A 17,522-nucleotide genomic window follows, 5' to 3' on the forward strand; every position below is an offset into this window, starting at 1 on the left:
TTACCCCACCACAACCACAAAGTGCTTGGTCACCGGCTCGAGGATTTTCCAGGTGCCCTTGAAATCGGCCTCGACCACGAAGGCATCGCCCGGGCCGACTTCGACCGGCGTGCCGCCGTCCGGCGTGATGATGATGCGGCCGGCGATCATGTGGACGAATTCATAATCTGTGTAGGTGGCGTGGTAGGTGCCGACCGAAGCGCGCCAGGTGCCCGACATCACCTTGCCGTCCTCGGTGGTGTGCTGGACGGCGGTCTGCATGGTCGGCGAGCCCTCGACCGCGACCCAGCCCGGCAGGTCGCCGCCATCGGCATGCTCGACGGCGCCGAATTTGAGGATGGTTGGATGGGTCATGGAATGGCTCCTGCGGTTGGATATGGCTTGTTCAGGACGAGATAGCGGATCGCGCCAGGATTCGCGCGCGATATCGCGACACGCCGCGCCGCCCGATTTTGCTTGGAACACCCCGATCACGAAACCGTTAACCCATCGAAGGGGCAAAACCTCACAGGAGGCAGCGATGAAAAAGCTTCTGCTTGCTTCGATGATCGCCATCGCCTCGGCGTTTGCGATCGCGCCGGCCAGTGCAGCCAGCGTCGAGCTCGGCATTGGCGTCGGTCCGGGTTATAATGATGATTATTACGGCGACAACTATGGCGGGTATTACCCTCACCGCTACTACCGTCATGTCTATAATGACGACTACGACAATGGCGGCTACGTGGTGCGCTACCATCACCGCCATCATTGCCGCACCGAGTTGGTCAGCCACTGGCGTCACCACCACCGCGTGACGGAAGAAGTGCGGGTTTGCGGTAACGGCTATGGTGGCTACGACGGCTACTAAACGAGTCTGAAAATCGCGCGGAGCGGCTTGCCGCGCGATTTTTCTTGCGGCGCCCGCTCCTGGCATTCGCGCAGCCTTCAAATGTTGCTGATCCCGGCACGGCCGGCGCGGCCTTTTCGGCTCGTCGCGCGTTATCATGACGAACCTTCAGGAGGAGGTTGCCATGAGAAAGCTTCTATTTGCCTCGGTTATCGCCATCGCCTCGGCGGCCGCCATCGCCACGCCGGCGGATGCGGGCAATGTGTTCCTCGGCGGCAGTTATTTCGACTACGGCCCCTTCGGCGACTTTTACGACAGCTACAGCTCCGTACCGGTCTACGGCTCTTATTGGGGCGGCCCCTATCTCAACTACGCCCCCGGTGAGCACGACAACTATGATAGCAGCTATGTCGCCCCGCCGAATGCCGTACACGCCCGCCGCCATTGCCGGACCGAAATGGTGAGAACCCGCAGCGGTGACCACCGGTTCATGCGGCAGGTGCGCGTCTGCGACTAGAGCAATTCCGGGAAAAGTGTGAGCGGTTAAGTTCGGCGACTTCGCCGTAACCCTCCGTCCGGAATTGTGTCAAAACAAAGAGTTAGAGCGCTTCGCCGTTTCCGTAAATCGGTGAAGCGCTCCAGCCTTATCCACCGCCGGCGAGCGGGGCGCGACTTCAAATCCCGGTGATTTCCGGGCAGGCGCCCCGACTCGTTGGCAGCTTTTCCGCGCGTAAAGCGTTGTCAATGTGAACCTTCAGGAGGAGGTTGCCATGAAAAAGCTTCTACTAGCCTCGGCAATCGCCGTTGCGTCGGCGGTGGCCACGGTCGCACCGGCAGACGCCCACGTGTTCTTCGGCTTCGGCTTCGCACCCTTCGGCGGCTATTTGCCGTATTACGGCGGTCCATATTATGGCGGTCCGTACTACGACGATTATTACGACGACTATTATCCCGGTTATATCGTGCGCTACCCGCACCACCGGTACTACCGGCATTCCTATTACCACCCCCGCTACTACGTCAGGCACTACCACCACCATCATTACCATCACAGGATCTACGGGCGCAGGTAGCAGCGGCCGCCAGCAGAAGCTGATCTCCCAGTGGGGAGATCAGCTTCGGCGCATGTTGCAAATCCCCGCCGAAATGCCATCTAAGTCACCGGTTCCGAGGAGAACAAAAAGTGACGCAGCGAAGCGGCAGCGCGGACCTGCCGCTGCATGGCGGTCGGGTGCCGAAATGGCTGGGCGACCGGATGACCAAGCTCGGCACGGTACTGTGCGAAGCCATTATCCATCATTACGGCCGCGACGAGTTGCTCAGGCGCCTGGCCCACCCGTTCTGGTTCCAGTCCTTCGGCGCCGTGATGGGCATGGACTGGCATTCGTCCGGCATCACCACCTCGGTCATCGGCGCGCTGAAGCGCGGCTGAGATCCGCTCAGCAACGAACTCGGCATCCATGTCTGCGGCGGCCGCGGCGCGCATTCGCGCAAGACGCCGGGCGAGCTCTTGGCGATCGGCGAGCGCGTCGGCCTCGACGGCGAGGCGCTCGCCAGCGCCAGCCGGCTGGTCGCCAAGGTCGACAGCGCGGCCGTACAGGATGGCTACGACCTTTATCTGCACGGCTTCATCGTCACCGATGACGGGCGCTGGGTGGTGGTGCAGCAAGGCATGAACGGCGACGCCCGCCAGGCGCGCCGCTACCACTGGCTATCGGAAGGGCTGACCAGTTTCGTCGACCAGCCGCATGCGGCGATCGAGGGCGAAACACAAGGCGAGATCGTCAACCTCACCGACCGCCGCGCGGCAAAAGCCCGCGGTGGCCAGATCGAGCTGTTGAAGACAATGAGCCTGGAAAAGATCCTGGCCGAGCTTGCCGTGCTGGAGCCCCCTGAAATCACGAAGCCGGAACCCGCCGCGCAGCCGCTGTTGCCCAACCTCATCATGCCTGCGCATCACGACGTGCGCGAGAGCGACATCGTCATGCGCCGCCTGCACGGCAACATCGCGTCGGCGATCGAAAGCGGCCCGAAGGATTTCCCCGAATTGCTGCTTGTGCCCGGCGTCGGCCCGCGCACGGTACGGGCTCTCGCCATGGTCTCGGAAGTGGTGCATGGGGCGCCGTTCCGCTTCTCCGATCCGGCGCGCTTCTCGCTCGCCCATGGCGGCAAGGACCGCCATCCCTTCCCGGTGCCGCTCAAAGTCTATGACGAGACGATTTCGGTGCTGAAATCGGCGGTGGGCAAGGCGAAGCTCGGGCGCGAGGAAGAGTTGCAGGCGCTCAGGCGGCTGGATGGCGAGTCGCGGCGGATGGAGCGCTACGTGACCGGGCCGAGCCTGAAGGAGATCGTGGCGGGGGAGTTCGACCAGTCGCATCTGCTGGGCGGGCGGAGTGTGTTTGGATGGGAGGGGGCGCCTGAGGGCGGAAGCGACGAGCGCTGAGATTCTTTGCAAGAGGCCAGATAACCTCGCAGGTCAGCGCTGCCCCTCATTGCCCTGCCGGGCATTTCTCCCCGTAAACGGGGAGAAAGAGGGTAACGCCAGCGCCGCGCCTCTTCCTTCGCCCCGTTTACGGGGAGAAGGTGCCCGGAGGGCGGATGAGGGGTAATACCGACCTCCGCAATTTCGGGCCTCCGAGCCAACCGCCCCCTCAGCCTTTGATTCACTTTTCCGCGCCAAACGCTTGTTTTCAGATGACAAGCTCATTCTTATCCCCCTGGCACTGCGACTCTCTCACCCCGCCTTCCGCCCCATCATCCCGTAATGCACCGCCAGCAGGTCCAGCCCGACCTTCAGCAGCTTCACCACCACGTCGCGGCCCTCGCCGGTGCGTTCGGCGATCGCCTTGACCGACTGGCCTTCGAGGCAGGTTTTGCGCACAACCTCTGCCACCTCCCAATGGGCAAGGGCAGCGGCGGCGTGAGCGTGCGCCCGGCCGGCGGAGAGCACGCGGTCGGGGATGCCGCCGCCGATGCGGCAGCCGTCGATGCGCTCGCTCCAGGATTGCGGCTGCAGGCCCTCGCGCTGGGTGCGCTCGAAATCGTCGCGAAAACGCCCGCCGGCCTCGCGCTGCTGGCGCGACAGCGAGGTGATCGCCACCAGCGGATCGACATTGCGCAGCCGCACGATGCCGCCGGTCGAGGTGTAGCCGCCGTTCGACACTTCATAGACGCGACGCGCATCGGCGGTGCCGGGGGTGAGACGCTGCCGGCCGAAGGTGTCGGCCTTCAGCGCGAAATCATGACCGAGCTCGCGGCGGATGCGCACCTGCTCGGCTTCGCCCTTGGCGAGTTTTGGCGGTTGCGGCTTTTTGGAGGGCTTGCGCGGCATGGAGGCTCCTTGTTCGGATAGATGGGCAATTGGAAAGGCTGGCGGGACAGCGCCCCCTCTGCCCTGCCCGTCCTCCGCATCAGCTGCGCTGCAGCTTCGGAGGGTGGACCGGACCTCTCCCCACGAGCGGGGAGATTAGCAGTTCCTCCCTCACATCCCCCTCCCGCGATGGCCGTGAAACCTTGCATGGTGATGCGCGCAGTAAGAGCGTGTGCCTGACGTGCGCAAACCGCAGCAGAGCATGTCGGTGCCTGGGCGCGCGCCGGGCGGGTCGGCATCCGCATCCTCGCGCAGCGCCAGGTCGAGCGGCGCGCGGCAGCGGCTGAACAGGCAATCGAGGAAGCGCATCGCCGCGACATGCGGCTGGCGGCCGGGGTTTACTGCGGGCGGTGGGGCCGGCAGCTTGTAGGCTTCGGGTTTCTCGCGCCTGGCACCGCCCGGCGAGAGCCAAGCTGGCGGCAGGGCGCGGGCGGATTTACGCGGCTTGGGTTTTTCTAGCTTGGTGGCGGTGCGTGCCTCAACGATACGATCTGTCGGCGCGGGAATTTCGTTGCTGGATACACTGGCGGGACAGCGCCCCCCTCTGCCCTGCCCGTCCTCCGCAACAGCTGCGCTGCCGCTTCGGAGGGTGGACCGGACATCTCCCCTACTTGTTAGTGGAGGGTTGGGGGGAGATTGGCAGCCTCGGCGCCGGCGATCTCCACCAGCTCCGCGCGTCTCGAAAGCGCTGCCGGTTCGGACAGTGTGACGCCTCCAGCCATCTTGCTCGGTCTGCGTCGCGGCGAAATCCGCGCGTCTTTCCGCGGCCGGCCGCCGGCGCGGCCGCCTTTGGGATTGGCGAAGCCGATGGCCCGCAGGCCGGCATTGCGGTGGACGATGCCGATGATGGCGTTGCGCGAGACCGGGGCGCCGCGCAGCGCGCTGAAGCGGCCGGCGATGCGGGAGGCCGAAAGCCCCTCTTTCAGCCAGGCGGCGATCTCGTCGATTTCCTTTTCAGTATAGGCGGCAGGCATGTCTTGATCCGTTTGCTTGCGACGGGCTTTGGCTTCCGAAGAGTTGGGCTCCGGGCCAAGCGCCAGGGTTCGGCCGCGAGGCCGCATGTCAGGTTCGAGGAAAAGGAGCTGATCAGGCGGCGCCAGACGCCGCGCCGATCAATCGAAGAAACGCCGCTTCAGCCGAAGCTCGCGTCAGGCCCGACACCGCCCGGCCGCTCGCCCGGTCGAACAGGATGACGGTGCCATCCTCGGTGCGGATGCAGCTTGGGCCTGGCGGGCCGGAATTGGTGGCCGGAGCCGCGGGAGGAGCGGCTCCGGCCGTTCCGATGAACCGGGGTGCGGGCGGTTCAACCGGATCCGGGGCAAATGCCCCGGAATGCGTCCGGACCGGGGAGGAGGACAGTCCGGACGATTCGAATTCGAAAAACGGGGGCGGCGCGTTCATGCCGCCTCCCCTGGCATGGCGGCGATGCGATGGCCCGCCAGCCATTCGTAGGTGATGCCGTCAATGCCGCGCCTGCGGCTCGCGGCCACCACATGCGGCCAGTGCTGCGGCGCGATGCGGCCGCGACGGCGCATCTGGCGGGCGGCCTCGTAGCCGCAGCCGACATCGGCGGCGAAAGCGCCGATGCCTTGCCAGCGGTCGATAAGCGCCGAGATGCTCGCGGGCGGCTCCGAGATACTCGTAGGCGGAGCCGCGATGCCAGCGGCCAGCGCCGGGGCGGCGGCCGGGAATGCGGAAAGGCTTGCGGGATGTTCGATCATGGGTTAAGCGTACGTTATGTACGAAAGAGTCGCAAGTGAAATCGTACGTATCGGACGATAATTTTCAGGCATTTTGTACGATGATGGATTCACGGCACAGATTGCAGCAGGCGCGCGCCCAGGCCGGCTATGCTTCGCCCAGCGATGCGGCGCGGGCCTTGCGCGACATCAACAAGAACACCCTGATCAGCCATGAGAACGGCAACCGGCCATTGTCTCGCAAAGCTGCCGAGAAATACGGCCGGCTGTTCGACGTCGACCCGGGCTGGCTGCTGTTCAATGCCGACGGCAGCGAGACGGCGCCCGTCAATCTTGCCGCCTCGCCCGTCACCGTCGATGTGCCGATCGTGTCCTGGATCAGCGCCGGCGAGCTCGGCGGCCAGGAGACCGTGGTCAACCTCTCCGACTACCCGACCATCCCCACCGCCGACCTCGAGGAAGGCGAGTGGATCGCGCTGCGTGTCGACGGCCCGTCGATGAACAAGATCTCGCCGCCGGATTCGATCATCTTCGTCAATCTGCGCGACAAGCGGCTGGTGACCAATGGCTGCTACGTGATCTCCGACGAAACCGGCCGCGCCACCTACAAGCGCTACCGCCCCAACGACACCCCGCCCTTCCAGCCGGCCTCCTATCTCGACATCCCGCCGCCGGAACTGGAGGGCGCGATTACGATCATCGGGCGGGTGAAGCGGTCGATGATCGATATGTGAGGGTGCCGGTCGCGGCGGAGTTGGAACGAGGAACCGCGTTTTTTCCCGCCTGCCTCTGCTCTCGCCCTTCAAGCCGACTTCCCCCTTGCTTGGCCCACTGCAACGATATGAATGCGGCCACTGCAATTTCTGCTTGCATTTTGGAACAAAGGCAGAACTATATAAGCAACCGCGGCCGCAGCCGCAGCAACTCCGGGGGAGGATCAAAAACCATGTCACGCCGCATCGGCGCGCTGGCGCGCGCATTTGTTGCCTGGCTTCCGCGCGGACCGCTGGTGGTCCTGGCGGCGATGGCGATGCTTGGCGGGTTGAGCGAGCCGGCGTCCGCCATTGTGAGAGACTATGCCCTTTGCTTCGGCGATGAAAAAAGCGCCGGGGATGACAAAGCCGCGGCAGCCGACCACCGCATCGTCGCCTGCACCGTGATTGCCGAGGACGTCACGGAAACATCGCTTTTGCGCGCCAAGGCCTATTTCTACAGGGCCTTCGCCCGCGACGACAAGGAAGACTGGGATAGGGCGATCGCCGACTATGGCGAGGCGATCGCGCTCGATCCGAAGCAGGCTGCGGCCTATTTCAACCGTGGCGCCGACTGGTTCAACAAGGGCGACGACGACAGGGCGATCGCGGACTTCACCGCCACGATCGCCCTGGAGCCGTCCGCCGGTGATGCCTTCGCCAGCCGCGGCGCGGCCTTCTTGCACCAGGGCAAGATCGACGCGGCCATCGTCGATTACCAACAGGCGATCCAGGCGGATCCGCAAAATGGCGGGGCCCATGCCGGCCTTGGAACGGCCTGGAACAAGAAGGGCGATCAGGACAAGGCGATCGCGGAATATGACGAGGCGATCTCTCTCGACCCGACGGACCTGATCGCCCTGATCGGTCGCGGCTTCGCCCGCGCCAAGAAAGGCGAGTTGGACCGCGCCATTGCCGATTATGACGCCGCGATAGGCGTGGATCCCGAAAGCGCGGTTGCCTATGCCACCCGCAGCGGGGCCTGGCTCGACAAGAAGGAATGGGTCCGCGCGATTGCCGACGCCAACAAGGCGATCGCGCTAGATGCCGGCAACACCGATGCCCACTACTACCGGGCCGTCGCCTGGGCCAACAAAGGCAACAACGACCGCGCCATCGCCGATTTCAGCCAGGCGATCGCCCTCGATGCGAACGACGCCACAGCCTTGATCGGCCGTTCGCTGACACGGGCTCGAAATGGCGACTCGGCCGGCGCGGCCACCGACTGCCGAAAGGCGATCGCGCTCGATCCGAAAAGGACAGGCGCTTGCGATACTGGGCCGGTTGTCGCCGAAGCGGCGGACACTGCGCCCAAGCCCGTGATGTCGTCCCCGGGCAACGCTGTTCAGGCAGCCGCCACGCTGGATCCTTCCAACCCCGCTACCTGGTACATAAAGCAAGGATTGCAGGATCAGCAGGAAGGCGACGTACCGGGCGCGGTCTATTTGTTCAGCTATGCCATCAAGCTCGATCCCGACAATGCCGTTGCGTATTTCGACCGGGCGTTTGCCGAAGCCTCCCAGGGTCACAACTATCTTGCCGCCTCGGATTGCCGGCGCGCCGTCGAACTCGATCCGCAATACGCCAGCGCGTGCGCCGCGCTCATGGCCGGCCAGCAAACCGTTCAGATCGCCGAGACACAGGCCGCCGCCAGGATATTGGTCGACCGCGCCGGCGCGCGCCTGGCAAAATACGGCGTGGACGGCGCGCTGCTCGATTTCGACAAGGCAATCAGTCTCGATCCCAAAAATGCCGACGCCTATCTGGGCCGCAGTCGTGCTAGGACGCTCAACGGCGACAAGGCCGGAGCAGCGGAGGATTGCCGGCGCGCCGTCGACCTGGACCCTGCCCGGTCGGGAAGCTGCAACGAGCAGGCTGCCGGCGACAACGGCAAAACCGCGCCGGCGCAGGACCTGGGCCAGCCGAAGCCAGCGATCGCCGCTGCGAAGCCATCGACCGCCGCATCAAAGCCGCAAGCCGTTCGTCCGAATTTGACGGCCACGCAGGACACACTGGCGGCAAAGTCGCTGGAGGCGAAAGATCCGCGGGCCCTGCAAGCTATCCTCGGCGGCGATGCCTGGCTGGACATGGGAAAATACGACAAGGCGATCGATGCGTATGGCCAGGCGATCGCGCTCGACCCTGACTATCGCTTCGGCTATTTCGGCCGGGGCAGAGCGAGCGCCGCCAAAGGCGACTACGGTCAGGCGATCGCCGATTTCGACAGGGTCATCCAGCTCGCCCCGAATTTTGCCGCCGCTTATTTTGGCCGCGGCCTGGCCAAGGTGACGTCCGGCGACGCCGATGGCGCTCTTGCCGACTGCGAGCGGGCCGCCAAGCTCGATCCGAAGGCGCGTGACGCCCACTACTGCAAGGGCATGGCATGGCACGCCAAGGGCGACGCCGGACGCGCGATCGCGGCCTATTCGGTGGCGATCGGGATCGATGCGAAAGACGACGCCAGCTATTATGCGCGCGGCATGGCGCGAGCCGACCGCAAGGACTATGCCGGCGCTATTGCCGACTTCGACCAGGCGCTCAAGCTCGATCCTGGCAATGCCGATTATGCCGTCAGCCGCAAGGCGGCGTTGGCGATGAAAGGACAAAGCGATGAGGCCGATGCCGCGGCCAGCCTGGATCCGCAGGCTGTCATGGCATTGTTGGAGCGCGGCGATGCCTTCTACAAAAAACGCAAATACGATCGCGCCATCGCCGAGTACGGTCGCGCCGTAACGCTCGCGCCAAACGAACCGTCTACCTATTCAGCGCGCGCTTTGGCGCGCCTGCAGAAAGGTGATTACGACGGCGCCCTGGCCGACTACAGCCGGACGCTTGAGATCGATCCGTCCTATATTGAAGCCTATCATGGCCGCGCTCTCGCGCTGGTGAAGAAGCGCGAGCCGGAAAAGGCGATCGCCGATTTCAACCGTGCGATCGAAATGAAACCGGACTATGCCCCCTATTATTTCGGACGTGGCGGCGCCTGGTACTATATGGGCGACTTCGACCGCGCTGTCGCCGATCTCGACCGGGCGCTCAAGCTCGATCCTAAATCCGACATGGCCCGTCAGGGCCGAAAATTGGCAACAGCCGCCAAGGAAAAAGCACCTCGCTCGAAAAAGCCCGGCAAGCTCCCTCAGGGGCCGTTCGCGGGAGACAACCTTTCCCAGAAGATCAAGCAGGCAAGCGCCATGGTGTTCTTCAAGGAAGGTCGTGCACTGCATGACGAGGGCGACTATGATGGCGCCATCGCAAAATTCGACCACGCGATTGCGCTCGCGCCAACGTTCCATGATGCCTATTTCGGGCGCGCCCTGGCCCAATATGCCCGGCACGACTACGATCGATCCATTGCCGACTACAATCAAGCGATCACGCTCGATCCGAACAATGCCGCGACCTATTACGGCCGTGCTCAGAGCCTTACCTTGAAACATGACTTCGAGCAGGCTCTTGGCGACTACGACAAGGCCATCAGCCTTGCCCCCGGCGAAGCGAAGATTTATGCGGATCGCGGTTTGGTGCGGATGGGCCGCCACGACGGCGACGGCGCCTACAGCGATTTCCAAAAAGCGCTCAGTCTCGATCCCAAAAACGTCTACGGCTACTATGGCCGAGGCGTGATCCGAGGAACCAGGGGAGACTATGATGGCGCGCTTGCCGACCTCAGCAAAGGCATCCAGCTCAATCCGAACTTCGACGGGCTGTATGAGGCGCGAAGTCGCGCCTGGGAGGCCAAGGGCAACCACAAGCGCGCCGAGGCCGACCGCAAGAAAGCGCTGAGTCTCCAATCGAATTAAGCGTCCGGTATCGGGAGGGCCTGCGGATGTCCTGTTGGAAACGGGAAACCGAGCTTTCGGCTCAAGTAAGGGCCGGCACGAAGGATTACCGCGTCGCCCTGAACATCAAGAACAAAAAAAGAACCTTGCCGTCTTGTACTTGCCTTCGAAATCCCTTTAGATCACGGGAGCGTGAGGTTGGGGGTCCGGTCTGCCGGAGGGGGTCATGAACAAATCGGTCAGGGAAAATCTGATTTTCATCCTGGTGGCGCATGCCTGTTTGCTGGGGCAGCCGGCCATCGTGCACGCGGAAGATACGAACTATCATCCGCAAAAATTCACCCAGCCTCTGAGCGCTGCAAGAGGCACAATCGCTCCGTCCAGTGGTGACGCCGTCTATCTGAAGCCGGAGGACCGCTGCGACCTGGTGGTGAAGGAATTTGGCTGGGACCGTGACCAGTGCGGCACGATCGACCAGCTGATCTTCGGCTTCACGCCGGAGATCGACAATCTCACCGTCGAGAAGCCGGTGTCGGACGGTTATGTCAGCCTGGCCGACTGGGACAGCGGCGATCGCAGCCAGGAAATCGGCTCGATCGAGGAAAGCTTCAAGGATTCGGTCAAGGCGCAGTCGCAGCGGCTCGGGCAGGACATCCGCTTCGACGGCTGGCTGGTCTACCCGCAGATCGATAAGGGCAAGAACATCCTCTACTACGCCAACATCCTCAACTGGGGCGGCGACAGGACGATCAACATCTCGGTCTCGATCTTCGACCGGCAAGGCTATGTCCCCATCAAGATCGTGCCGGTGAACGGCAACATCACAGGCGATGACGTGCAAAAGATCGTCACGGCATCGGCGGCCGCCTACAAGCCACAAGCCGGTTCGACCTATCTGGAATTCTCCAGCGGCGACAAGGTGGCCGGCTATGGCGCGCTCGGCGTGCTGGCGACAATGCTCGGCGTCAAATATGGCGGGGCCGCGAGCGCCGGGCTGATCGCGCTCGCGCTGCTGGCGCTGAAGAAGGGCGCCTTCCTCGTGCTGCTGCCTTTGGTGTGGTTGCGGCGGTTGTTCGGCCGGAAGAAGGCGGATAGTTGAGCAAGGGTGCAAGGACTGACAGGCTGCGTTCCGTCGCGCCCCCTCTGTCTCGCCAGCCGACGGCTTCTTAGCCTCCCCTACCCGAAAAACTCATTCGTGAAGTACGCGCCCAGATCCGGCCGCTCCTTCAGCGCCTTGCCGTCGCCACCAAGCAATATGCCCGAGGCAAACAAATACCCGCCCATCGCTTCCATCTTCGCCTTGTCCATCGTGCCGATGGCGCCGTCGGCGCTTTTCAAAAAGTGCCCGTCGTTCAGCGCCTTCAGCGAGGCATGGATCAGCGCCGGGTCGGTAAGCGTGTCCTTGTTGGCGGCGATCAGCAGCTCGCCGGCTTGCTTCGGCTGATCGACAGCGAGTTCGTAGCCAGCCCGCGTGGCCTGGACGAAAGCGGTGGCCGCTTGCCGGTTGGCCGCGAGGAAAGCGTTGCTGGAGGCGATCAGCGTGGTGTGCTCGTCCGGCACGCCGTAATCGGCATAGCGGAAGCTGCGCTGCTTGAGACCCTTCAGTTCAGCCTCCACGCCTTCCCAGGTCGAGACTTCCAGCGTGAAGTCGACCGCGCCGTTGGCCAGTGCCTCGTAAGCCGAAGTGCCCAATGTCACCGTCGCAAAATCGCCCTTACCGCCGTCATGGCGGATGATGGTCTGCAGCAGCGTGTTCTCCCAGGCGCTGCCGAAGCCGCCATAGGTCAGGCCGTCGAGATTTTTGGGGCTTTTGATCGTCGCGCGGGCATTGAAGACGACACGGCCGGTCTCCGACTGGACGACGGCGTAGACGGCTCTCAGATCGGCGCCGGCGCTCTTCTGGGTGAACAGGCCGAGCGAGCCCGAAATGCCGAAATCGGCGACACGGTTGGCAACCAGCGTGCCCGAACCGGTGTCGCCATAGGGCAGGACTTCGACGTCGAGCCCGACATCGCGGTAAAACCCTTTGTCGCGGGCGACGAACAGGCCGATATGGTTGGTGTTGACTGTCCAGTCGAGCGCCACGGTGATTTTTTGCGCGGCGGCACGGGCGCGGGTGACGCTCCCAGCGAGCGGGGCCAAAGGCAGGCCGGCGGCCAGAAGCAATGTCTGGCGGCGGGTAAGGTTGGTCATTTGGTTTCTCCGGTTCGGGAATTCGTCTGCCCAAGCAGCGTGTCGAGAATGTCGGCCTCGATCGCCGCCGCTTCGCGGGCAAGGGCTGCACTTGCGCTGCGCGGGCGCGGCAGCGGCACGGCGACTTCGCGCACCACGCGCGCGGGCCGCGCCGACAGCACATAGATACGGTCGGACAGAAGCACGGCCTCGCGCACGTCATGGGTGATCAGCAGCGCCGTCCAGCGGTGGCTTTGCCACATCGTCTCCAGCCAGCGCTGCATGGCGGCGCGGGTCAGTGCATCGAGCGCGCCGAAGGGTTCGTCGAGCAGCAGCATATCGCGCTGCTGCACCACGGTGCGCAACAGTGCGGCGCGCTGGCGCATGCCGCCGGAAAGCTCGGCCGGCCAGGCGCGCTCGAAGCCGGCAAGGCCGAACTCGGCAAATAATGGCGCCACGCGTAGCCGCGCGGCTCGGCGCGGCACGCCCTGCACCTCAAGCCCCAGCGTCGTATTGTCGATGACGCGCCGCCACGGCATCAGCGCGTCGCGCTGCGGCATGAAGGCGAAGCAGCGGCCGTGGTCGTCGAGCGGCGCGCCGTCGAAATGCATCTCGCCGCCGCCCTTGAGCGCGCCGGTGAGCAGTTGGAACAGCGTCGACTTGCCGGCACCGGACGGTCCGAGGATCGAGACGAACTCGCCCGCGCCGACGTCAAGCGAAATGCCAGCCAGCACATCGAGCGCGCCAAAACTTTTGCGCACGTCGCGGAGCTCGAGCCGGGTCATGGCCGACCCTCGTTCGAACGCTCCACCTCGCGCCCCGCCCGCTCACTCCTTGTCCGCTCCCAGGGCATGGCAAGGCGCTGGACGAGCACGGCGAGGCCGAACAAAGCCAGCGTCAGCGCCGAGCTGACGGCGACGGCGGCAAGCACCAGATCGGGCCGGAAATTGTTCTTGGCGCTGAGCATGTAGATGCCGAGCCCCTTCGCAGCACCCGCATATTCGGCGAAGATCGCGCCGACCACCGCATAGGTGATGGAGATGCGCAAGCCGGCGAAGAAATAGGGCAGCGCCGACGGCAGCCGCGCCAGCCAGAAGACGCGCCAGCGCCCTGCCCCCATGGCGGCGAGCATCTGCGCGATCTCGCTCGACGTCGAAGCATAGCCCTCGACCAGCGCCACCATCATCGGAAAGAAGGTGACCAAAGCCACCAGCATGATTTTTGGCAACAGCCCGAAGCCGAACCACAGCACCACCAGCGGCGCGATCGCCACCAGCGGCAAAGTCTGGCTGGCGATGAGCAAGGGAAACAGCGCGCGGCGCAGGCGCGGCAGGAAATCCACCAGCGCCGAAAAGGTGAAAGCCGCGGCGAGCGAGCAGGCAAAGCCGGCCAGCGTGGCGCGGATGGTGGGGAGTGTTTTCGGCCAGCGCCGCGCGGTTCTCCCAGGCCTGCGCCAAGACGCGGGATGGTGCCGGCAGCACGGTGGGCGCGATGCCGCCGAGGCGGGCGTAGAGCTCCCAGGCGAGGAGCAGGACGGCGAATGCGACGGCGGCGGGGAAGGCTTTGGCGAAGGCCGAGGTGAAGGCTGATCTCCCCCTTGTGGGGGAGATGGCCGGCAGGCCAGAGGGGGGCGCGAAGGAACGCCAACGTCCGATGTTTGCATTGCAGGATTAGGCGAACGCCGCGCGTGTAACCAGTTGATAGGTCGGCGGGACAGCGCCCCCTCTGCCTTGCCAGGCATCTCCCCCACAAGGGGGAGATTGGCCGTCACCGCGTGCTTCGCCAATCTCGGACGATTCCTCTTGCGGCGCGGAATCACACATAACAGCCACCACGCTCTCCTCGACGAACGCGCGCTCAAACCGCGCTTGGGCTGTTCGCCGAAATCGTGATGTCGAGGGTCACATGCCCAGCGCCCGGCCCGAAGCGGCAGAAGGCTTCATTAAGCGTCGCAAACACCGCGCCGGCATCGCCGCGCAGCTTGGTGCAGAAATTCTTGGAGCGATCGAAGACGCCGGAGTTCTTCAGAAAATCGATGCAGCCATAGATCTCGTCCATGTGGTCGCCGGTGCCCATCACATAGAGCGAGAATTGCGCCGCTGTCGGTTGGCCGGTCGAGGGGTTTGCGCGACGGCGCGCAGGGCTGCGGCCTTGCGTTCGTCAAGCGGGATCACCGGGCCCCCGATCTCCTCGGAGCGGCAGATCGGATCGTCGGGCTCACCGGGGCAGCCGCGCGAGACGGCCGCCGAAAGCACGCAGTGCTTGCCGCTTCTGGCCGCCGCCACGAACAGGTCGCGCATGGCCGGGAACAGCACCTCGGGCGGTCCGACCAGAAGCGTCGAGATATCATCGGTCTCGATGCGCAGCTTGTCGCGGTAGGGACCGAGCGCGCCCAACGCGCCGAGGATGACGCCGACGAAATCGTCGGTCATCGGATAAAGGGAAATCTGTGCACCGGAAAACATCGCCCGCCTCGCTCCGCTGGTATTATCCAGATCAGCTTTAGGGTCCGGAAGCTTGCCGCCGCCATCTCAGCCCCGACCATACGGAGCACCCCTGTGGATGCGGAATTTAAGCACTGTTTGCGACGATGGGGAAGCGGTTTTTGCGATCGTCGGTTGGGTCAGGCAGACCATCTCCCCTTAAGGGGAGATGGCCCGTTATAAGATTCTTGCGAATTTCCTATAACGGGCAAATTACCGCTAAATCGTTCAAATTGTACGAATCCCGCTTGACTGCTCTTCGTACATAAAGTACGATTTCTTCTTTGAGGGAATCTCCTTGAGCACCGCCAACCATGCCGCTTTCGCCGACCTCTCCCGCCCTTTGCTGTCGCCTTTGCCGTTGGACGAACGGGAGCGTCTCGCCGGCGCCTGGCGCATGGCGAGCCAGGACATCGCCGACGACATCCGCTTCATCCGGCAATATCTTAAGGTGATTGCCGAGAGGAATGTGCGCCTGTCGACCGGAACGCTGGTGCATGGCAGCGCCTATGTCGCAGCATGCGCGGCATGGCTGCCGGAAACCGAGGCGCGGTATCTGAGAAACCTCAGGCTGATCAGCGAGTGCGAGAGCGCGATGATCGCCGCCGGGGTAAGGTTTGCGAAGTCGAGCGATGCGTGGGATGCGTGAGACCGTAGCCGCTCCGGAGGCCGACCGGGCGCATCGCCACAGCCCTCGGACATAACCTCCCAAGGCGGTCAAACGCACCCTTGCGTGAGCTGTTGAAAATGGACCGGGCCGTCAGGCCTTCTTCTTGGCGGGAGCCTTTGCCTTGGCGGGTTTTTCCGCCTTGGCGGCTTTCGGCTTGCCAGCTTTTGCCGCCGCCTTTTTGGCTTTCGGCTTCTCGCCGTCGACCTCGGCTGTCGCCTGGTCCCAATGCTCCATATGCGAGCCTTCCGGCCGGCCGGCCTGTTCCCAGATTTCGTGCGCCCGCTGGCGAATACGCTCGTGCCTGTCGTCCGTCACTGTCGTCTCCTTGGCTTGGGACCGATCACCGAAGAGAAACATTAGCCGAATTTTCGCGCGCCGTCTTGCACGGAGACTCGAGTTGTCGCCGGGTTTCGCATGCAGCCGTCTCAATGTGGGTCGGATACCATCGCGACACCCAACTGCGCGGCTTTCTTGGTGATCAGCCCGGCGAGGTCGGCGTCCGAGCGGTCGGTTCCGGTGCGCTCGCGCAGCAATGAGATTGCCTGCCCCATCGACAGCAGCGCGGTTCGACGTTCAGCCAGCAGCTTATCGACATGCTGGACGAGGTTGGGCGATTCGACATGGGGGTGATGCATAACGACTCCTTTCTGAATTTGCTTCGTTCAGAGAAGCCGACACCCTCCCGCCGCTGCACGGCGGGAGGGTCGGGGCTCGTCAGCGCCCAACTACACTACTGAATGACCTGGACGACGCGACGCGTCGACGGGTCGACCAGCACTGTGTGGTCGTTGACGACCACATAGCGGTACCGGACATCCGGCACCTGCTGCAGCTCGACGGTGTCAGGCACCGTTGAGCCGATGCCCAGCTCAAGGCCGAGCACATTGACGGAAGCGACCGGATGCTTGTGGACATATTCCTTGACCACGGTCTGCTGCTCAGGGGTGACGATCACCTCGTCAGCGGCGGCGACGCCAATACCGGCCATCAAAGCGAGACCTGCGACAGCAGGAATGAGGGTGGTTTTCATCTTACTCTCCTGTTGTGTTGGTGAGCTCCGCCTGGCCTCCGCGGGCGCGGAAACACAGGCAGGTCAACATGGGAGCTCCGGGGCAAACGCCCTTGTTTAGGACTTGTTCCGTCAGCGGCGCCTAATTGATCCACTGGACTCGATGCATTGGCGCGGAACGGTTCGGAGCGCTCTGCATTTTAAGGCTTTGACGCCTGCAAAAAAGGCAGCGCCATGCATGAAGGTCTGATCAGGAGCGACATGGCTTTTGGAGCGCCGGTGGCTGTTGCCGTCGGGGCCGGCTTCAAGCGTGAGATCGCCTCACTTTGCGAAATGCAGAATTTCCTCAAGGAATGGCCAGGGACGCGCGGCGAGAGCTATCGGGCGGCGTTGCGCGCCTGCGAGGCGGCGCGTGGCGGACGAATGGATCTCGGCGAAGTCCGGCGGACCTTCCTCGTCTTCGCCAGGCAGGCGGGCATCGTGTGGACGGGCGCCGATCCGGTGGCGATGCTGCGCGAAGCAAAGATCAGGCGCACAAAGGCGCGCGAAAACCAGGCGCGGCACTGACCAGAGCAAAAAGTGTGAGCGGTTTTCCGTTCTTGCCGCCAATAAGTTGCAGCTTGCTGGCAACAAGTTGCAGCTTGCTGTCAACCCGATGCTGCGCGCGGCTGCGACGACGGGGTCAGTGCTGCGACGACGGAACGGCCGCCGTTGCCGACGACAGTTTCTCGCGCTTTGTCAGCACTGGCTTTTGGTAAATC

At 63.9% G+C, this 17,522-nt stretch carries 18 protein-coding genes, 3 pseudogenes and 1 riboswitch; of the genes and pseudogenes, 9 read left to right on the top strand and 12 right to left on the bottom strand.

What is annotated here, in order from left to right; translation table 11 throughout:
• Positions 1 to 354 carry a cupin domain-containing protein gene (locus ACVDG8_RS04480; RefSeq protein ID WP_447253617.1) on the bottom strand — a complete coding sequence of 118 codons (354 nt, stop codon included), beginning with the start codon at positions 352 to 354 and terminating at the stop codon, positions 1 to 3.
• 166 nt (positions 355 to 520) lie between these two features.
• On the opposite strand from ACVDG8_RS04480, the gene ACVDG8_RS04485 reads away from it, so the two are divergent.
• From ACVDG8_RS04485 to ACVDG8_RS04500, 4 genes and pseudogenes are all read left to right on the top strand, one after another.
• Positions 521 to 847 (top strand): hypothetical protein, encoded by a 327-nt coding sequence (locus ACVDG8_RS04485; protein WP_447253618.1) that lies wholly within the window; start codon positions 521 to 523, stop codon positions 845 to 847.
• Between the two features lie 163 nt (positions 848 to 1,010).
• Positions 1,011 to 1,343 carry a hypothetical protein gene (locus ACVDG8_RS04490; protein ID WP_447253619.1) on the top strand — a complete coding sequence of 111 codons (333 nt, stop codon included), beginning with the start codon at positions 1,011 to 1,013 and terminating at the stop codon, positions 1,341 to 1,343.
• A gap of 253 nt (positions 1,344 to 1,596) precedes the next feature.
• Positions 1,597 to 1,899, top strand: coding sequence for a hypothetical protein (locus ACVDG8_RS04495; RefSeq protein WP_447253620.1), 303 nt, complete (start codon positions 1,597 to 1,599; stop codon positions 1,897 to 1,899).
• Between the two features lie 110 nt (positions 1,900 to 2,009).
• Positions 2,010 to 3,269, top strand: a pseudogene (locus ACVDG8_RS04500) (DUF763 domain-containing protein).
• Positions 3,270 to 3,560: 291 nt separating this feature from the next.
• On the opposite strand, the gene ACVDG8_RS04505 reads toward ACVDG8_RS04500, so the two are convergent.
• The 4 genes from ACVDG8_RS04505 to ACVDG8_RS04520 all read right to left on the bottom strand — a co-directional run bounded on the left by ACVDG8_RS04505 (position 3,561) and on the right by ACVDG8_RS04520 (position 5,917).
• A complete protein-coding gene (locus tag ACVDG8_RS04505; protein ID WP_447253622.1) occupies positions 3,561 to 4,157 on the bottom strand; it encodes a DUF6456 domain-containing protein in 597 nt (198 codons plus the stop codon).
• Positions 4,158 to 4,810: 653 nt separating this feature from the next.
• Positions 4,811 to 5,170 (bottom strand): GcrA family cell cycle regulator, encoded by a 360-nt coding sequence (locus tag ACVDG8_RS04510; protein WP_455707557.1) that lies wholly within the window; start codon positions 5,168 to 5,170, stop codon positions 4,811 to 4,813.
• Positions 5,171 to 5,282: 112 nt separating this feature from the next.
• Positions 5,283 to 5,597, bottom strand: coding sequence for a hypothetical protein (locus ACVDG8_RS04515; protein WP_447253624.1), 315 nt, complete (start codon positions 5,595 to 5,597; stop codon positions 5,283 to 5,285).
• Complete coding sequence (locus tag ACVDG8_RS04520) at positions 5,594 to 5,917, bottom strand: hypothetical protein (RefSeq protein ID WP_455707558.1); 324 nt, start codon at positions 5,915 to 5,917, stop codon at positions 5,594 to 5,596. The genes ACVDG8_RS04515 and ACVDG8_RS04520 overlap by 4 nt, the downstream gene beginning before the upstream one ends.
• Positions 5,918 to 5,997: 80 nt before the next feature.
• Here ACVDG8_RS04520 and ACVDG8_RS04525 point away from each other — a divergent pair, with 80 nt between their 5' ends.
• The 3 genes from ACVDG8_RS04525 to ACVDG8_RS04535 all read left to right on the top strand — a co-directional run bounded on the left by ACVDG8_RS04525 (position 5,998) and on the right by ACVDG8_RS04535 (position 11,526).
• Positions 5,998 to 6,630, top strand: coding sequence for a LexA family protein (locus ACVDG8_RS04525; protein WP_447253626.1), 633 nt, complete (start codon positions 5,998 to 6,000; stop codon positions 6,628 to 6,630).
• Positions 6,631 to 6,842: 212 nt separating this feature from the next.
• Positions 6,843 to 10,448 carry a tetratricopeptide repeat protein gene (locus ACVDG8_RS04530; protein WP_447253627.1) on the top strand — a complete coding sequence of 1,202 codons (3,606 nt, stop codon included), beginning with the start codon at positions 6,843 to 6,845 and terminating at the stop codon, positions 10,446 to 10,448.
• A 205-nt stretch (positions 10,449 to 10,653) separates the two neighbouring features.
• Positions 10,654 to 11,526, top strand: coding sequence for a DUF2167 domain-containing protein (locus ACVDG8_RS04535; RefSeq protein WP_447253628.1), 873 nt, complete (start codon positions 10,654 to 10,656; stop codon positions 11,524 to 11,526).
• Between the two features lie 77 nt (positions 11,527 to 11,603).
• Here ACVDG8_RS04535 and ACVDG8_RS04540 read toward each other — a convergent pair whose 3' ends face one another.
• The 4 genes and pseudogenes from ACVDG8_RS04540 to ACVDG8_RS04555 all read right to left on the bottom strand — a co-directional run bounded on the left by ACVDG8_RS04540 (position 11,604) and on the right by ACVDG8_RS04555 (position 15,064).
• Positions 11,604 to 12,620 carry an ABC transporter substrate-binding protein gene (locus ACVDG8_RS04540; RefSeq protein ID WP_447253629.1) on the bottom strand — a complete coding sequence of 339 codons (1,017 nt, stop codon included), beginning with the start codon at positions 12,618 to 12,620 and terminating at the stop codon, positions 11,604 to 11,606.
• A complete protein-coding gene (locus ACVDG8_RS04545) occupies positions 12,617 to 13,384 on the bottom strand; it encodes an ABC transporter ATP-binding protein (protein WP_447253630.1) in 768 nt (255 codons plus the stop codon). Before ACVDG8_RS04545 ends, ACVDG8_RS04540 begins: the two co-directional genes overlap by 4 nt.
• Positions 13,381 to 14,218, bottom strand: a pseudogene (locus ACVDG8_RS04550) (ABC transporter permease). Before ACVDG8_RS04550 ends, ACVDG8_RS04545 begins: the two are co-directional and overlap by 4 nt.
• Positions 14,219 to 14,456: 238 nt before the next feature.
• Positions 14,457 to 15,064, bottom strand: a pseudogene (locus ACVDG8_RS04555) (YkoF family thiamine/hydroxymethylpyrimidine-binding protein).
• Positions 15,055 to 15,167: riboswitch (TPP riboswitch) on the bottom strand. Its footprint overlaps the pseudogene before it by 10 nt.
• Before the next feature lie 213 nt (positions 15,168 to 15,380).
• On the opposite strand from ACVDG8_RS04555, the gene ACVDG8_RS04560 reads away from it, so the two are divergent.
• The gene (locus ACVDG8_RS04560) at positions 15,381 to 15,731 is read left to right on the top strand and encodes a hypothetical protein (protein WP_447253632.1); all 351 of its coding nucleotides are present in this window, start codon (positions 15,381 to 15,383) and stop codon (positions 15,729 to 15,731) included.
• Positions 15,732 to 15,842: 111 nt separating this feature from the next.
• On the opposite strand, the gene ACVDG8_RS04565 is transcribed toward ACVDG8_RS04560, so the two are convergent.
• From ACVDG8_RS04565 to ACVDG8_RS04575, 3 genes are all read right to left on the bottom strand, one after another.
• Entirely contained in the window at positions 15,843 to 16,067 is a 225-nt protein-coding gene (locus tag ACVDG8_RS04565) for a DUF2934 domain-containing protein (protein WP_447253633.1), read from the bottom strand.
• Between the two features lie 110 nt (positions 16,068 to 16,177).
• The gene (locus ACVDG8_RS04570) at positions 16,178 to 16,387 is read right to left on the bottom strand and encodes a hypothetical protein (RefSeq protein ID WP_447253634.1); all 210 of its coding nucleotides are present in this window, start codon (positions 16,385 to 16,387) and stop codon (positions 16,178 to 16,180) included.
• A 95-nt stretch (positions 16,388 to 16,482) separates the two neighbouring features.
• Positions 16,483 to 16,782 (bottom strand): DUF1236 domain-containing protein, encoded by a 300-nt coding sequence (locus tag ACVDG8_RS04575; protein WP_447253635.1) that lies wholly within the window; start codon positions 16,780 to 16,782, stop codon positions 16,483 to 16,485.
• A gap of 213 nt (positions 16,783 to 16,995) precedes the next feature.
• On the opposite strand from ACVDG8_RS04575, the gene ACVDG8_RS04580 reads away from it, so the two are divergent.
• A complete protein-coding gene (locus ACVDG8_RS04580; RefSeq protein ID WP_447253636.1) occupies positions 16,996 to 17,328 on the top strand; it encodes a DUF982 domain-containing protein in 333 nt (110 codons plus the stop codon).
• The last annotated feature ends 194 nt before the right edge of the window (positions 17,329 to 17,522 follow it).

The organism is Mesorhizobium sp. ORM8.1, from assembly GCF_053005525.2.

What these genes read in the sequence shown, in the direction of transcription:
- ACVDG8_RS04580 (WP_447253636.1), top strand. Translation starts at nt 16,996, where the DNA reads ATGCATGAAGGTCTGATCAGGAGCGACATGGCTTTTGGAGCGCCGGTG.
- ACVDG8_RS04485 (WP_447253618.1), top strand. Translation starts at nt 521, where the DNA reads ATGAAAAAGCTTCTGCTTGCTTCGATGATCGCCATCGCCTCGGCGTTT.
- ACVDG8_RS04535 (WP_447253628.1), top strand. Translation starts at nt 10,654, where the DNA reads ATGAACAAATCGGTCAGGGAAAATCTGATTTTCATCCTGGTGGCGCAT.
- ACVDG8_RS04520 (WP_455707558.1), bottom strand. Translation starts at nt 5,917, where the DNA reads ATGATCGAACATCCCGCAAGCCTTTCCGCATTCCCGGCCGCCGCCCCG.
- ACVDG8_RS04490 (WP_447253619.1), top strand. Translation starts at nt 1,011, where the DNA reads ATGAGAAAGCTTCTATTTGCCTCGGTTATCGCCATCGCCTCGGCGGCC.
- ACVDG8_RS04505 (WP_447253622.1), bottom strand. Translation starts at nt 4,157, where the DNA reads ATGCCGCGCAAGCCCTCCAAAAAGCCGCAACCGCCAAAACTCGCCAAG.
- ACVDG8_RS04575 (WP_447253635.1), bottom strand. Translation starts at nt 16,782, where the DNA reads ATGAAAACCACCCTCATTCCTGCTGTCGCAGGTCTCGCTTTGATGGCC.
- ACVDG8_RS04530 (WP_447253627.1), top strand. Translation starts at nt 6,843, where the DNA reads ATGTCACGCCGCATCGGCGCGCTGGCGCGCGCATTTGTTGCCTGGCTT.
- ACVDG8_RS04540 (WP_447253629.1), bottom strand. Translation starts at nt 12,620, where the DNA reads ATGACCAACCTTACCCGCCGCCAGACATTGCTTCTGGCCGCCGGCCTG.
- ACVDG8_RS04570 (WP_447253634.1), bottom strand. Translation starts at nt 16,387, where the DNA reads ATGCATCACCCCCATGTCGAATCGCCCAACCTCGTCCAGCATGTCGAT.
- ACVDG8_RS04525 (WP_447253626.1), top strand. Translation starts at nt 5,998, where the DNA reads ATGATGGATTCACGGCACAGATTGCAGCAGGCGCGCGCCCAGGCCGGC.
- ACVDG8_RS04545 (WP_447253630.1), bottom strand. Translation starts at nt 13,384, where the DNA reads ATGACCCGGCTCGAGCTCCGCGACGTGCGCAAAAGTTTTGGCGCGCTC.
- ACVDG8_RS04510 (WP_455707557.1), bottom strand. Translation starts at nt 5,170, where the DNA reads ATGCCTGCCGCCTATACTGAAAAGGAAATCGACGAGATCGCCGCCTGG.
- ACVDG8_RS04480 (WP_447253617.1), bottom strand. Translation starts at nt 354, where the DNA reads ATGACCCATCCAACCATCCTCAAATTCGGCGCCGTCGAGCATGCCGAT.
- ACVDG8_RS04495 (WP_447253620.1), top strand. Translation starts at nt 1,597, where the DNA reads ATGAAAAAGCTTCTACTAGCCTCGGCAATCGCCGTTGCGTCGGCGGTG.
- ACVDG8_RS04515 (WP_447253624.1), bottom strand. Translation starts at nt 5,597, where the DNA reads ATGAACGCGCCGCCCCCGTTTTTCGAATTCGAATCGTCCGGACTGTCC.